This window comes from Gardnerella sp. DNF00109 (assembly GCF_049262845.1).
Classification (GTDB): Bacteria; Actinomycetota; Actinomycetes; order Actinomycetales; family Bifidobacteriaceae; genus Bifidobacterium; species Bifidobacterium vaginale.
In genome coordinates, this window is record NZ_CP058406.1 from 541,843 (window position 1) to 556,775 (window position 14,933).

Sequence of the window (14,933 nt, forward strand, 5' to 3'; positions counted from 1 at the left end):
AACACAAAATGTGGGCTTGATGAGATTCGAACTCACGACCTTCTGCTCCGGAGGCAGACGCTCTATCCACTGAGCTACAAGCCCGCAACTTGTGAAAGTATACACGTTGCTAGGGATTGAAAGTATACGCTATTAGCCAATCTTTGTGACTTTAATGCATACTTTAGCGAGTTATTACGCTTTTAAGATCGCTTGCTACTTTTTTAGGATCTTCAGCGCACATGAGAGCAGATACAGTGCATACTCCATCAATGCTTAGGTCTTTGATTGGAAAAACGGTGTTTTCGTGTATTCCACCAATCGCTAGAGTTTTTACACCCATGCTGTGTGCTACTTTTGCTACTTCATTTACGCCTTCAATTCCAAGAGGAGGAACATCATGCGCCTTAGTATTTGTGGCAAATGCAGCTCCGATTCCTATAACATCAGGAAGTGGAGTATCGTTCTCTTTGCACTCTTTATATGCTTTTTCCATTAGGTCTACTCTTGCGCAAGAAAGTCCAATCATCCATTCGGCTGGCATGGATTTACGTGCTGTAACGAAAGGCGTATCTTTTTGACCAATATGCAGGTTGAATCCCAGTTTTGCTGCGGTGTCAACGTGATCGTCTATGAAAATCGGTATATCTCCATGTTTTGCTTTTATAAGTGTTTTGCGTAACTTTATGGCTTTTTCTGATATTTCAGTATCGTTGGAGTATTTATCTCGCAATTGAACTACTGTCACTCCTCCATCTATGGATTCTACTGCAACTTGTTCTTCGCTACGGTTTCCCATTCGTGGATCTGTGACTAGGTAAAGCGTCCAATCTGTTGGTTCTATGCTAAATTCAATGTTTGTTAGTTCAAACATGTTGTTTACACTTAATGTTTGCAATGCGTCGATCCACAGTGTTTTGAATGTTCCTGGTGCGGTTGTTTGTCTTGCTGCAAACGTTCCAGCTGCTGCAGCGTGCACGTGTGCAGCCACTGTTGCTGCCACTGGGCGCTCTGGGTTTGCACCCACATATGCCGCCACTAATGATCCAAGAGCGCACCCAGTTCCTACAACTTTTGTCATAGCCTTGTGTCCGCCAGTTATTCGCACTAGGCATCCGTGACCGTATACCGCGTCTTTTTCTCCAGATATTGATATTACAGATCCGTATTCTTTTGCCAGTTTTTTGGCTGCTTCTAGCGCGGAGTTTACTGGATCTTGCGCATCTACGCCTTTCATCTGACTGTTTTGCCCAACTAAAGCTAATATTTCGCTTGCGTTCGCTCGTATTACTGTTGGGTTTCGTTTTACTATTTCTCTTACAAATTTTGTTCTAGTGGTTAATTCGTCTACTCCAACTCCAACTGGATCTAGTACCCAAGGAGTTTGTGTTTCTTCGCAAGTTTCTATTGCTTTGCGTATGGCTTTGCCTTTTATCTCTTCGAATGTTCCAACATTTACTAGAACGCCTGACGCTATTTTTGCAATGCCTGCTGCTTCATCTGGGTCGCATACCATTATTGGCGTAGCTCCTGCGGAAAGTAGTACATTTGCTGTTATTTCTTGAACAATATTGTTTGTTATGCAATGAGTTAGTGGCTTCTTTGCTCTCACTCTTTCTATGCATGATCTAACGTCATTTAGAAACATTCGTCTTCTTGCGCGAACGCTAAAACTTGTATCTATATTTGTATCTATATTTGCATTTGATTCGTTTAATTCTTCCATGATTTTCCCTTCGCTAGCACTACCTAGATCAGGTTTAACGGGTGTAATCTCAGCGTTTTTACGCACCCCGAACCGACTTTGACTATATCGTTTGTGTATGACGTTTGGCTATGTAATATTTTATTTCGCGCGTTTTGCGTTGTTTCGCTTGAAATTTCGGGGATGATTGAAGATTATTGTTTTGGATTTTATAAAATTTTTCCATTAATTTTTTATTTTTGTTTGCATTTGTACTTTTATAGTGTTAGCATCAAACACAACACAAACGGATATCGTAAATTTTACGATTTACGATTTTGGATTTGTGATTGACCACATTAAGCGTTTAGCTTTGCAGCTAAGTATTAAGGAGGCGGCTATCATGCGTAACATGAATGCTCAAGCTCGCGATACTTTTGATGCTGCTCGTATGTGGTGGTGGCAGACTTCTCTTTGGCGTAGTTTACTCTAAAGCTTTAGAAGCTGCTTGTTTAGGCTTGTAAAAGACCTCTAGGGTAAACCTGGAGGTCTTTTTTATATCTCCAGAAAGCCAAATCTATTTGGATTAATTTTACGTCTAAAACAAATCTATAAACATAAAAAACAATTAAAAAATTGTTTAAAACAATCAACATAAAAATCTACATAAAAGGAGAAAATCATGGCTCAGGAAATTAATGAAACTAAGCAGGAAACCTCATTTACTTCTGCTGAATCTAGTGTTAATCAGGCTGCGGATTTACTTAAAGGTGTAAATGTTAAAAAGCATGCTTTAGATATTACGTCTTTGGTGTTGGTGGCTGTTCTTTTTGCAGCAGGATGTATTCTTGACTTTACAGTTGCAAAAGCGCTTTCGATTGGGAATATTCAGCCAGAGTTTGTAATTGCATCGTTTTGCCTTGCGATTTTGTTGGTTCGTCCAAATGTTATTCAGGGTGCGATTATTGGTGCTTTGGCTGCGACTTTAATTCAATTTAACACTTCAATTCCTGGTCTTGAATACGCTTGCGATATTCCAGCAGCAATTATTATGACTTTGATGTTGATGGGTTATTTAAAGGCTTTTCCTAAGGATGCTGCTAGAAAGTTCAGTATTTTCCCATTAATTTCTTCCTTTATTGCAACTGTTATTTCTGGAATGATTTTTGCAACAATCGCATCTTTCTTTATTCTTCACTCTCCAAACACTGTTCTTGTTATGCTTCCAATCATTTTGGGTACTGCTGTGTTTAATGCTGTTGTTGTTGAAGTTCTTTACACTCCAATTCGACTCGTTCTACACAAGTAAATCAGAATTGAAAAATAATTAAACAAATTAATTTAAATCAATATAAATAAATATCAAAACATATATAAATAACAAAAGTCGATAATTAAAACTTGATTATCGCAACTTAAAGGAGAAGATTATGAATCAGGAAATTAACGAACATGAAGGTAATATGCTTAATGCTGTAAGTATTAAAAAGCACGCTTTAGATATTACGTCTTTAGTGTTGGTGGCTGTTCTTTTTGCAGCAGGATGCATTCTTGACTTTACAGTTGCAAAAGCGCTTTCAATTGGAAATATTAAACCAAACTTCTTAATCGCATCATTCTGCCTTGCGATTTTGTTGGTTCGTCCAAATGTTATTCAGGGTGCGATTATTGGTGCTTTGGCTGCAACTTTAATGCAATTTAACGCATCTATTCCTGGTCTTAATTATGTTTGCGATATTCCAGCAGCAATTGTTATGACTTTGATGATTATGGCTTATGTCCGCGTTTTCCCTAAGGATGCTGCTAGAAAGTTCAGTATTTTCCCACTTATAGCAACTTTTATAACCACAGTTGTTTCTGGTTTAATATTTGCATCTACTGCATCTTTCTTTGTTCTTCATTCTCCTAAGACGATTCTTGTTATGCTTCCAATCATTTTGGGAACTGCTGTGTTTAATGCTGTTGTTGTTGAAGTTCTTTACACTCCAATTCGACTCGTTCTACACAAGTAAGTATTTGAATTTATTTTAGATGATATTCAGTAAGTCATATAATCGTCAGAGAGTAATCAATAAGTAATGTTCATAGTATTGTTGGGTTTTTAAGAGTTAGGAATTGTTGTGTCTTTGCTTGAGCTTAGGGAAGTATCTTTTAAATATTTGAATCATAATAAGGATGATTCTTTAGACTCTGCAAAGGCACAAGATTCCACTTTTGCCTTGAACAATATAAGCCTTAGTATTGAAGCTGGCGAATTTGTTGGAATTATTGGACCATCTGGATCTGGTAAAACAACTCTTGCCTCTATTTTCTCTGGTGCTATTCCTCATCATTATTCTGGAGAACTTTCTGGAATCGTTAAGATTGCAGGTCAAGAAACTAAAAATCTTGCTTTAACTAATATAGCCTGCTTAATTGGATCAGTTATCCAAGATATTGATGCGCAAATGGTGGCTGCAAACGTAGAAGATGAGATTCTTTTTGGTCTAGAAAACTTTGGTGTTGCACACAATGAAATACCGAATCGAATCGATGAAGCTTTACAAATTGTTGGCATTAGTGATTTGCGCAACCGCGATTTAGACACTCTTTCTGGAGGTCAAAAGCAGAAAGTTGCGATTGCTGCTATTCTTGCGCTAAAACCTAAAGTTATGGTGTTAGATGAGCCTACGTGCGCTTTAGACCCTGTTTCTTCTAAAATGATTTTTTCGATTCTTAAAGATTTGAATAAGAATTTTGGAATAACGGTTGTTGTAATTGAGCAGAAAGTGGCGCTTTTAAGCGAGTATTGCAAGCGTTTGGTTGTGCTTTCTAATGGCACTTTATCACTGGATTTGCCTGTTGGACAAGCGCTAAAAAATATGGATTTGCTTTATTCTATTGGAATAAATTATCCGCGCACTACACATTTGGTTAATGATTTACAGCGTGAGAGTGTTTGCTCTAAAAGCGATTTGCCTGTGTCTGTAGAAGATACAGTAAATACTATTGTTAATACGATTAATAGTGGAAATTCTTTAGTTTCACATGATGATTCACATAGTGAATGTGATGAAGATAAATGTGCGGCTGCTTTCGACTTTTCCAATGCATCGCAAAACTTAGCACAAAATTCTTCACCATGTCTTTCTTTGCAAAATGTTAGTTTTTCATATCCGAGTGGTGTTAGTGCTTTAGAAAACGTGTCTTTTGACGCTTATCCTGGGGAGCTTGTAACTCTTGTTGGAAGAAATGGTGCTGGAAAAACAACTGTTACTAAGATAATAAACGGTTTGCTTAAGCCAAATAGTGGAAGTATTTTTATTGATGGCAAAAATACTAGCAACATGAAAATAAGCCAAATTGCCCACTATGTTTCGACTCTTTTCCAGAATCCAGATCGTCAGCTTTGTAAAGATACTATTTTAGAAGAAGTAGCGTTTAGTTGTATTCTTTTAGGTGAGTCTGTTAAAGAAGCTAATGATCATGCTATGCAAGTGATTGAAAAGCTTAATTTAGATCCTAATGCTAGCCCTTTTATGCTTTCTAGAGGTCAGCGTCAGATGGTTGCTTTGGCTGCAACTGTTGTAACTAAACCTAAGATTCTTGTGTTAGATGAGCCTACTTGCGGACTGGATTACATGGAATGCTTGAGAATCATGCAAGTTGTAGAAGACCTTAGAGACCATGGTTGTTGCGTGATAATGGTTTGCCACGATATGGAAGTGGTTCTTGATTTTGCAACGCGTTTAATCGTAGTAAATGATGGACATATTCTTGAAGACGGAAGCATAAGCCATGTGTTTGAGAATAAGAGTATTTGCGATGAAGCTGCTTTATGTGCTCCTCTTTTGTGCGCTGTATCTCAGGGCTTAGTTAAAAATGGTTTTGCTAAGTGTAAAGGATTGTATAAGAGAGATATGTTGGTTAATGCTCTTAAAAAGAGTTGCAATTTGTAAAACAAATGGGTGATTTTTATGCAAACTAAGATTCTTACTTATAATGCTGGTTCAACTTTCTTGCACAAGGCAAATCCTATTGCAAAACTTATATTAGCTATAAGCGTTGTTGTGTCTGCTTTTATAGCTCAACAATTTAGCGTTCTTGTAACTATTGCAGTATTGATTCTTGTTGCTATGGCTATGGCTGGGATTCTTAAAACTCTGTTTCCTCTTGTGCGCGCAATGCTTATTCTCGGCGTTGTAATGTTCTTTTTGCAAACGATTATTGCTCAGGGTGGAAATTATATGTTCTTGTGGTTTACATCAAGAGGAATTTCTGTTGCTGCAAGAGCATCTTTTAGACTATTCTGTTTTGCTTTGCCTCTTGTTAGCGTTCTTAGCATTACAAAATTGAACGATTTAGCTAATGCTGTTGTTCAATATCTACATGTTCCTTACTGTTATGTTTTTACTATTACTACAGCTGTGCGTTTTGTTCCTATTTTTGCGTACGAAATGTCTCAGATTACGGAAGCTCAAATGGCAAGAGGAGTTGAGTTCGATACTAAGAATCCTTTTAAAAAGATTAAGCTGATGATGCCTTTGATTGTGCCTCTTTTGGTTTTGTCTGTTCGTAAAGCCGATAGTTGTGCTTTGGCTGCGGAAGAACGTGGATTCTATTTGCGCACTCGTAAGTCATCTTATAAAAAGTACACTTTTGGATGGCGTGGGCTTGTTCTTATTGTAATATCTGCGATTATGATTGCTTTGCCTATAGTTGTGTCTATATTAGCTCCACAAATTATTTAAAATAGTTTAAACTAATCTAGAATAAGTTAAAAAATTCTAGAATCTAGGCGATTTTTGATGAATAATTTAAAGGTTTGGCTTAAAGGTGCAAGACTTTATACTCTTCCAATCGGAATAGTGCCAGTTATTATGGCGATTTCGATTTTTGCAAGATATTTATTCAGTGGTCAAATACTTGTAAAACCTTATAATATTGAAAATTTTGTTATTCAATCACTATTGTGTATAGGTGTTGCTGCTTTTATGCAGATTTCAGTGAACTATGCGAATGATTATTGTGATGGTTTGCGCGGATTAGATGATCAAAGATCTAATAGAGATTTAGGCGATAAAACATTGTGTGATGTGTCTTGGAGACTTGCAGACGCTGGTATTAAACCAAAATCAGTTTTGTATGCTGTTTGCATATCTGCCTTAGTATCATGTGTTTTTGGGTTAATCATTACTGTTAGAAGTGGAATTTGGATATTTATTCTTCTTGGACTAGTTTGTCTTATGGGAGCGTGGTTTTATGCGGGAGGATCGCATCCTTACGGTTACCGTGGTTGGGGAGAATTTAGTGCGTTTTTGTTCTTTGGACCTGTTGCTTTTCTAGGAACATTGTGTGCTCTTAGTTTTGGAAGTGGTTTTCCTAAAGAATCAATAACAACGGCAAGCGTTCCACAAATTGTGTTTTGTGTGTTATTGTCCATCATTCCAGGCGGGTTCTCTGCTTGTCTTATGATGATTAACAATTTAAGGGATATAGAAAGTGATACAAAACACGCAAAATTTACAGCAATGTCAATTGTTGGGGAGAATATAGGGCGAATTATATTCGTTTCTGTTGTAATTATGTTTACGCTTCTGCAGTGTGTTTATGTTTTTCTTAATATATTTTTTGCTAAGTTTATGACAATAATTTGGAATGTAGCCAGATTGAATAAAAATGCTTTCAGAATAAATTGCTTCTTGTTTAATCAGGGTGTGTTTATTGTTTGCTGCATTTTGTTATTATTGCTTACCTACATGTTTATTAAAAAAGCGTATTCGCTAGCATATGCGGTTATATGTGGGAATTATGCTAATGCTTTTCCAATATGCGTATCTTTAGCAATGCTTGGTGCTTTGACTTTTGTATTGTCAATATTTGCATGCTAGCTTTACCGCATTAAAAAGCGGTTTATAATGTATTTTATACATGCGTACTAGTAAAATCGTATGGCAACGCGCACGGTGTGCTTTTAGTGTTTGTGCAATGAATATGCATGATGCTGGTTCACGCAATGACCGCAAAGCTGGCGTGTATTAGAGTGTGCAAAATGTGTGTTGGTGGAATACATAGCGCTGTTGCCTTGTGTTTTAGGGTAAGGAAATGAGGTTGTAAAATGTCTGCTGTAACCAGCGATGAAGAGATGGGGAAGTCGCCAGTTGTGCTTACCGATGATGAGTTGCGAGATGCGGCTGAGTTGTCTACTCCTAAAAAAGACGATGATAACAGTGAAAGCAAAAAAGAAAATGCTGAAAAAACTGTTGTAGTTGCAGAAGACGAGGCAGTGAACCGTATGGATCTTGTAGCAATGTTGGAAGATAATGGCTACAAGGTTGTAGGACAAGCAGCTAATGGAGAAGAAGCGGTTAATCTTACTCGTCAATTCCATCCAGATGTTGTTTGCATGGACGTTAAGATGCCAGTAGTAGATGGTATTCAAGCGGCTGCCACTATTTGTGACGAGAATATTGCTCCAGTTGTTATGCTCACTGCTTTTTCTCAATCTGATTTAGTTAAGAGAGCTACTGGCGCTGGTGCTATGGCTTATGTTACAAAGCCGTATGAGGAGTCAAAACTTTTACCTGCTCTAGAAGTAGCTATGGGTAGGTTTAGTGAAATTAACGATTTATTAGATAGTGTTGAGCGTACTGAAAATAAGCTACAGGATGCGCAAGATCAGCTTCGTAAAGCAGAAGAGAAGCTTAGGAAGGCTGAAGATACTCTTGAAGAGCGTAAGCTTGTAGACAGGGCAAAAGGTTTGCTTATGGACAAGGCTGGATTCTCGGAACAGGGTGCTTTCCGCTGGATTCAAAAAACTTCTATGGATCAGCGTATTCCAAAGAAGCGTCTTGCTTTGGCTATTATTGCTAAGTATGGTGAAGAAAAACCATCTGCAGAAGCGTAAACAGTATTTCAAAGCATTATTTAAAAACAATATTTTGTAGTTGTTACAATTAATGGTTGTGACAGCTATGGTAAATAATTTCATAAAAAATTTATTTTACGAGAACGCAGGTGGGTAGTTAAGTGAATGCCAGCATCGTTGCAAACGAGGATTCTTTGAATAATGAGGATGAAAATGGAACGTTGTTGGTGGTAGATGGCCACTCACTTGCGTTTCGTGCTTTTTACGCAATATCTGCGGATAATTTTTCAACAAAATCTGGTTTTGCAACCAATGCAATATGGGGTTTTTCAACAATGCTTTCTCAGGTTATTGAAAAAGAAAAACCAGATAAGCTTGCTGTTGCTTTTGATGTTAAAGGCGGAACTTTTAGGAATAAACTTTTGCCGCAATATAAAGGAACTCGAGAAGCTGCACCAGAAGAGCTTCTAGCTCAACTTCCTGTTATACAAGAATTGCTCAATGCATTAGGTGTTAAATATATTACAAAACAGGGTTATGAAGGCGACGATATTATTGCAACCTTAGCCACAATGGGCGCTAAAGCTAAATATAAGACTCTTGTTCTTTCTGGAGATCGTGATGCGTTCCAACTTATTGATGAATATATAAATGTTTTGTATCCAGGCAGGCATTTTAAAGATTTAAAACAAATGGATACTGATGCGATTATTGAAAAATATAATGTTACGCCTAAGCAATATTCAGATTTAGCAGCGCTTAGAGGAGAAACTTCCGATAATATTCCAGGTGTTCCTGGCGTAGGCGATGGTTATGCAGCAAAGTGGATTAATCAATTCGGTGGATTAGAAGGCATTATAGAACACGCGGATCAGGTGACTGGCAAAAAAGGTGAGTCTTTGCGAGAAAGCATAGATCAGATTCGTCTGAATAAGAAAGTAAATACTCTTGTTAAAGATTTAGATCTTGGTGTTAGTATTAATGATCTTGAATTTGGAAATGTTGATGCCACGTCAGTTGGCGAATTATTTGAAAGACTCGAATTTGGTACTCGCAGTAGAAGGAAGATTTTAAAAGAATTTACGCGTGGAAGCAAAGAGCTTTTAGAAGAGAACATTAAGATGATGATTTCTGCTGGAAGCACTCATGCTGGCAGTGATGTTAGTTCTACAGAGTCTGATAATTCAGATGATTTAGAGGATTTCAAAACTATAGTAGATAAAATAAATATTCATAAAATTTATTCAGAATCTGATTTAGATAATTGGATTAATCTCGTTTCACCATGTATTGAGAAAAGTGAGTCAAATGGATCGTCAGAATTAGTTAAAGAGAATACGGAATATAAATCTAAAGCAACCGTAGATTTGTTTGAATTACTTGAGTCTCAAGAAAAACCTTCTTTAAATCTTATAAGAAATGATTTAGAGTGTGCAAAAACTATTAAAGATCACAAAGAACTAGTTATATATGCATTGCAAAAACCAAATGATAGCAGTCAGTTTGGTATTTATGCAGATGTGCTAGTAATGCTATCGCAAAATAATGCTGCAATTGTGTATTCTGATGTTCTTAATGGGGATTCTAGCGAAGATTGTAATAAAATCTGCCACAAGCTAAAAGATTTCATAAAAATGTATGAATCTTCAATTGTTTTGCATGACTACAAAAAACATATAGCTCTTCTTAAATCGCTGAAAATTGTAGATAATAATTACTCTTTTAATCCATTACTTGACACTCGTTTAGCATCTTATTTGATAGAACCAGATTTTCGCAATGAAAATATTGAAGATATGGCGGAACATGTTCTAAATATTCATGTAGAAAATGAAAAATCTAATGAAGAGCCTGCACAAGGAGAGCTTGATTTTGTTTTAGAAGATAGTGATAATCCTGAAGAGTTAAATCAAGAAGAGGATAAGCGTAAAAAGCAAGAAAAGCGTATTTTGGAAACTGCTATAACAATAAGATTGTTGGCAAAGCAATATGCTATAAAACTAGATGAACGTAAACAAACAGGATTAATGGTCGATGTCGAAATGCCTGTTTCTAGGGTCTTAAGAGGCATGGAAGATGCAGGTGCTGCCGTAGATATGAACAGGCTCGTATCTATGAGAGATAATTTTGCGGCAGAAGCTCAATTTGCCCAAAAAATGGCTTTGGATGTAGCAAACAAGCCGATAAATTTGCAAAGTCCTAAGCAGCTTCAACAATTGCTATTTGAGGATATGGGTTTAAAGCCTACAAGAAGAACGAAAAGTGGATCTTATACTACTAATGCAGAAGCATTGCAAGAATTATATGCAAAAATTGATCCGGATGAAAAAGCTAGTCAATTCTTAGGGGCTTTGCTAAAACATCGTGAGACAAACAAGTTAAAGCAGATTGTACAGAGTCTTATTGATTCTGCAAGATATAAAGATGGCAGGATTCATACCACTTTTGAACAAACTATTGCAGCTACTGGGCGTTTAAGTTCTTCGGACCCAAATTTGCAAAATATACCGAATAGGAATGTGGTCGGTAGGGAAATTAGAGCTGCTTTTATTCCAGGAAATCAATACGATCAGCTTATGAGTTGTGATTATTCTCAAGTAGAGCTTAGAATTATGGCTCATGCTTCTGCAGATGAAACACTTATTAAAGCTTTTAAGTCTGGTGTTGATTTTCATAAGTTTGTAGCAAGCTTGGTTTATAAGATTCCAGTTGAACAAGTTAGCCCAGATCAGAGATCGCATGTTAAAGCAATGAGCTACGGATTGGCATATGGGCTTAGTACTTATGGTTTAGCAAAACAGCTTTCTATTAGTCCTGCTGCTGCAGAAGTTCTTAAAGAAAAGTATTTCGATACCTTTGGTGGCGTGCATGACTATTTGGAGTCTTTAGTAGATAAAGCTAGAAAGCTTGGATATACTCAAACGATGTTTGGTCGTAGAAGGTATTTTCCTAAGCTAAATTCCACGAATAGAGCATCTCGTGAATCTGCAGAGCGAGCAGCTTTAAATGCTCCTATTCAAGGAAGTGCTGCAGATATTATGAAGCTTGCAATGATTCAAGTAGATAAGGATTTGCGAGAAGCTAAAGTAAAAAGTCGTGTGATTTTGCAAATACACGATGAACTTGTTCTCGAAATAGCACATGGCGAAGCAGATATCGTAGAAAATATTGTTAAAAACGCTATGGAACATACTGTTGAGCTAGACGTTCCGCTTAACGTGTCTACTGGATTGGGAGCTGACTGGCAGCTTGCTGCTCACTGATTTTATTTGTGAGAATTATTGTAAAGCCCGCTGTAGGTTTATTGTAGGTTTATTGTAAAGGTGTAAAATATGGCAACTTTAGTTGATGTTGTTAATGTTTTAGAAGACTTGTATCCTCTAAATCTTGCTGAATCTTGGGATAATCCTGGACTAATTGTTGGAAATCCTACGGATAAGGTGAATAAGATAGTTTGTTTATCTGATCCAACTTTAGAAGCTGTTGAAGAATCATGCAAAATGGGTGCTAATTTGATTGTTTCTCACCATCCTTTATTCTTTAGGTCAGTTCATGAAGTTTCTGGTTTTTCTGTTCGCGGAAAAATAGTTCAGACACTTATTGAAAATCATTGTGGATTGTGGGTCGGTCACACTAATGCGGACGCGGCTTTTAGGGGAGTGGCGGATGCTGCAGCTAATGCTTTTGGTCTTAAAGATTTGCATCCTCTTGTTCCAGCAAGTAATAATGACCTTTCTCTTGGTCTTGGCAGAGTTGGAGTGCTTGAGCAAAAAATCACGCTTAAAGAGTTTGCTATGCGCGTTTTTAACGCTTTGCCTACTACTAATCTAGGCATTCAAGTGTGTGGAGATATTAATGAAATGGTTAGTAAAATAGCTGTTCTTCCAGGTTCAGGTGATTCTTTATTTGATGAAGTTCGCGCTTGCGGAGCAGATGTGTATGTAACAAGTGATTTAAGGCATCATCCTGCAACGGACGCGTACGAGCAGGCTGTGTATGAAGCGAAATTAGAAAATTCTAATATTATTAAGCCCATGCTTATAAACACTCCTCATAGTGCCATTGAGTCGTTGTGGTTTAAGTATGCTGTGCAAGATGTTCATGATTCTATATACAAGAATTTTGGTGAATCGTTGGATGTTTCTTGGATTGGTAGAGCTTTTGACCCTTGGAATTATGTGATTAATTAGAGTGATTGATCAGCGCGATTAGCGGATATTATGAATATGAAAAACAGAAAAGTCTTGCCGATTTCTCAGCAAGACTTCATTCCGTGTCCGGAGCGGGACTTGAACCCGCACGCCTGTACAAATAGGCACTAGCACCTCAAGCTAGCGCGTCTACCATTCCGCCACCCGGACGGGTGTTTTAGACAACAGATAGAACTATAACATCTTTTTTAACTCTTTGCTTCGGCGTGTTGAAAATTAATCTATTTTTGTCATAATTTTGTTAATTTCATCCTTATTTTGATGATTAATAGGCTTGTTTGGGTCAAAATCGACAATTATTACTGGAATATTTTGCACTTCGCCGCTTGAATCCACTATAGAATGTTGTGGATTTTGATTGTTATTACGTTTTGGATAGTCCAATCTTGTGAATGCTCCACGAGATTCATGTCTTGCAAGTGATGCTTGCAGAACCGATTTTGCAAGCGTAATCATGTTTTGTAATTCCCAAATAGTGATTAGCTCTTGATTAAAAACAAGATTTTGTGAATGTAAAACAAGAATTTTAGCTTGCGGAATAATAATCGTATCGATTTTTTGCAAAGCATCTTTAAGGGTATTTTCGCTACACCTAACCGCTGCAGCATTTTCCATAATATTTTCTAGTTTTTCTAGTAGATTATATGGGTTTGTTGTGTTGCTAGATGTGCTTGTATTTTGAATAAGACCGATTATCTCTTGTACACGATTTTCTGATAATTTGTCTAGATTTTCAAAAGTATTAGGAGTGCTATCGTACACATTTTTTGATGTATCTACTATATGCTCTTCGTGTTTTTCCTGACTTTTTTCCTGACTTTGTTCTTTTAATTCTTTTGCAATAGACTTACCAGATAGTTTTCCGAACAGGCATGCATCAAGAAGAGAGTTTCCGCCAAGGCGATTGGCTCCATGTACTCCCGAGCATGCGCATTCTCCTGCGGCATATAATCCTATTATTCTCTGTTTTTTATTATTAACCAGTTTATAAACTTGCCCGTTAAGCGATATGGGTATTCCCCCCATCGTGTAATGCGCTGTAGGTCTAATAGGTATAAGATCTTTTGAAGGATCTAAATGCGCATATTTTTCAATAGTTTCTACAACCTGTGGAAGAGCACTCAGCATATGTTGCTTTTCTATACGAGTCATATCTAGCCATACGCAATCTTTTCTATCAATGCTGCTAGTAGTATCTTCAACGCCTCTTAAAGCATCTATTTCTGATACAATCGACCTGCTTACTACATCTCTTGGAGCTAAATCCGCATGCGTGTCGTCGTAGTTTTTCATAAATGCTTCATTCTTGCAATTCCTAAGAACTCCGCCTTCTCCTCGAGCTGCTTCCGAAAGCAATATTCCAGTATGAGCTAGACCAGTCGGATGGAATTGTATGAACTCTATGTCTTCTAGTTGCAATCCTGCGTTTAGTGCTAAAGACATTCCGTCCCCAGTTAAATCCCAGGAATTAGATGTTGTTGAAAATAGTCTTCCAGCTCCACCAGTTGCTATAAGAACATTTCTTGCACATATTTTTTCTACTTTTCCACTTTTTTCGTTTAGCGCGATTATGCCCTCTACGCTATTAGATTTGTGGTTTATAGCAAGGTCTGTTACATAAATATCTTCTTCGATTTTAATATTTTCCTCTATGCATTTTTGCCATAGGCTGTATAGAATTTGGTGTCCAATTCTGTCTGCAGCGTACGCAGCTCGTCTAATTGGCTGCTGACCGAAGTCGGCAGTATGCCCACCAAAAAATCTTTGATTAATATGACCATCTTCTGTTCTAGAAAAGGCAACTCCAAAGTGTTCTAGTTCAATAACTGTATCTCTAGCTTCTTTTGCTAGCATTTTTGCTGCGTCTTGATCGCTTAACCAGTCTCCACCGTGAACGGTGTCGTAATAGTGCCATTGCCAGAAATCTTTTTCTATGTTTCCTAATGATGCTGCGATTCCACCTTCGGCAGAACCTGTATGAGACCTTAACGCTTGAAGCTTGCAAATCACTAATATTTTAGGCTGTTTTCCTTGAGATTTTAGCGTTTTATATTCTTCAGATTTCACTAATCCCAGTGCTGCAGAAAGTCCTGCTGCTCCTGCGCCGATAATCACAACATCGTATGATGATTGCTCTACTTGTATTTGCACAGTTTTTTCTTTAACTGTAGTAGTATTTTCTTTTTGCTGACTCAAGTTTGACTGCATAACA

The 14,933-nt window shown here is 37.3% G+C and carries 10 protein-coding genes, 2 tRNA genes and 1 riboswitch; of the genes, 8 read left to right on the forward strand and 4 right to left on the reverse strand.

Annotated elements, in window-relative coordinates:
* Window positions 1–11 precede the first annotated feature (11 nt).
* Together HXT20_RS02025 and thiM are read right to left on the reverse strand one after the other, a co-directional pair.
* Window positions 12–84 (reverse strand) — tRNA-Arg (locus HXT20_RS02025).
* Between the two features lie 79 nt (window positions 85–163).
* Window positions 164–1,705: a hydroxyethylthiazole kinase gene (thiM, locus tag HXT20_RS02030; RefSeq protein ID WP_415682122.1), complete on the reverse strand. Its 1,542-nt coding sequence runs from the start codon at window positions 1,703–1,705 to the stop codon at window positions 164–166.
* Window positions 1,693–1,785: riboswitch (TPP riboswitch) on the reverse strand. Its footprint overlaps the gene before it by 13 nt.
* Before the next feature lie 560 nt (window positions 1,786–2,345).
* On the opposite strand from thiM, the gene HXT20_RS02035 reads away from it, so the two are divergent.
* The 8 genes from HXT20_RS02035 (at window position 2,346) to HXT20_RS02070 (ending at window position 12,700) form a co-directional block, all read left to right on the forward strand.
* Window positions 2,346–2,972 carry a hypothetical protein gene (locus HXT20_RS02035; RefSeq protein WP_004575046.1) on the forward strand — a complete coding sequence of 209 codons (627 nt, stop codon included), beginning with the start codon at window positions 2,346–2,348 and terminating at the stop codon, window positions 2,970–2,972.
* Between the two features lie 121 nt (window positions 2,973–3,093).
* Window positions 3,094–3,675 (forward strand): tryptophan transporter, encoded by a 582-nt coding sequence (locus tag HXT20_RS02040; protein ID WP_004115564.1) that lies wholly within the window; start codon window positions 3,094–3,096, stop codon window positions 3,673–3,675.
* 108 nt (window positions 3,676–3,783) lie between these two features.
* A complete protein-coding gene (locus HXT20_RS02045) occupies window positions 3,784–5,601 on the forward strand; it encodes an ABC transporter ATP-binding protein (protein ID WP_020760174.1) in 1,818 nt (605 codons plus the stop codon).
* An 18-nt stretch (window positions 5,602–5,619) separates the two neighbouring features.
* A complete protein-coding gene (locus HXT20_RS02050) occupies window positions 5,620–6,393 on the forward strand; it encodes an energy-coupling factor transporter transmembrane component T family protein (protein ID WP_101887866.1) in 774 nt (257 codons plus the stop codon).
* A 57-nt stretch (window positions 6,394–6,450) separates the two neighbouring features.
* A complete protein-coding gene (gene menA, locus HXT20_RS02055) occupies window positions 6,451–7,533 on the forward strand; it encodes a 1,4-dihydroxy-2-naphthoate octaprenyltransferase (RefSeq protein WP_004115559.1) in 1,083 nt (360 codons plus the stop codon).
* Window positions 7,534–7,760: 227 nt separating this feature from the next.
* A complete protein-coding gene (locus HXT20_RS02060) occupies window positions 7,761–8,549 on the forward strand; it encodes an ANTAR domain-containing response regulator (protein WP_004112506.1) in 789 nt (262 codons plus the stop codon).
* 122 nt (window positions 8,550–8,671) lie between these two features.
* Window positions 8,672–11,773: a DNA polymerase I gene (gene polA, locus HXT20_RS02065; protein WP_422114420.1), complete on the forward strand. Its 3,102-nt coding sequence runs from the start codon at window positions 8,672–8,674 to the stop codon at window positions 11,771–11,773.
* 69 nt (window positions 11,774–11,842) lie between these two features.
* Complete coding sequence (locus HXT20_RS02070) at window positions 11,843–12,700, forward strand: Nif3-like dinuclear metal center hexameric protein (RefSeq protein ID WP_009994795.1); 858 nt, start codon at window positions 11,843–11,845, stop codon at window positions 12,698–12,700.
* An 84-nt stretch (window positions 12,701–12,784) separates the two neighbouring features.
* Here HXT20_RS02070 and HXT20_RS02075 read toward each other — a convergent pair.
* Both HXT20_RS02075 and HXT20_RS02080 read right to left on the reverse strand, forming a co-directional pair.
* Window positions 12,785–12,871 (reverse strand) — tRNA-Leu (locus HXT20_RS02075).
* 66 nt (window positions 12,872–12,937) lie between these two features.
* Complete coding sequence (locus HXT20_RS02080; RefSeq protein WP_422114421.1) at window positions 12,938–14,929, reverse strand: FAD-binding protein; 1,992 nt, start codon at window positions 14,927–14,929, stop codon at window positions 12,938–12,940.
* Between the last annotated feature and the right edge of the window lie 4 nt (window positions 14,930–14,933).

What these genes read in the sequence shown, in the direction of transcription:
- thiM (WP_415682122.1), bottom strand. Translation starts at nt 1,705, where the DNA reads ATGGAAGAATTAAACGAATCAAATGCAAATATAGATACAAATATAGAT.
- HXT20_RS02035 (WP_004575046.1), top strand. Translation starts at nt 2,346, where the DNA reads ATGGCTCAGGAAATTAATGAAACTAAGCAGGAAACCTCATTTACTTCT.
- HXT20_RS02040 (WP_004115564.1), top strand. Translation starts at nt 3,094, where the DNA reads ATGAATCAGGAAATTAACGAACATGAAGGTAATATGCTTAATGCTGTA.
- HXT20_RS02050 (WP_101887866.1), top strand. Translation starts at nt 5,620, where the DNA reads ATGCAAACTAAGATTCTTACTTATAATGCTGGTTCAACTTTCTTGCAC.
- menA (WP_004115559.1), top strand. Translation starts at nt 6,451, where the DNA reads ATGAATAATTTAAAGGTTTGGCTTAAAGGTGCAAGACTTTATACTCTT.
- HXT20_RS02060 (WP_004112506.1), top strand. Translation starts at nt 7,761, where the DNA reads ATGTCTGCTGTAACCAGCGATGAAGAGATGGGGAAGTCGCCAGTTGTG.
- HXT20_RS02070 (WP_009994795.1), top strand. Translation starts at nt 11,843, where the DNA reads ATGGCAACTTTAGTTGATGTTGTTAATGTTTTAGAAGACTTGTATCCT.
- HXT20_RS02080 (WP_422114421.1), bottom strand. Translation starts at nt 14,929, where the DNA reads ATGCAGTCAAACTTGAGTCAGCAAAAAGAAAATACTACTACAGTTAAA.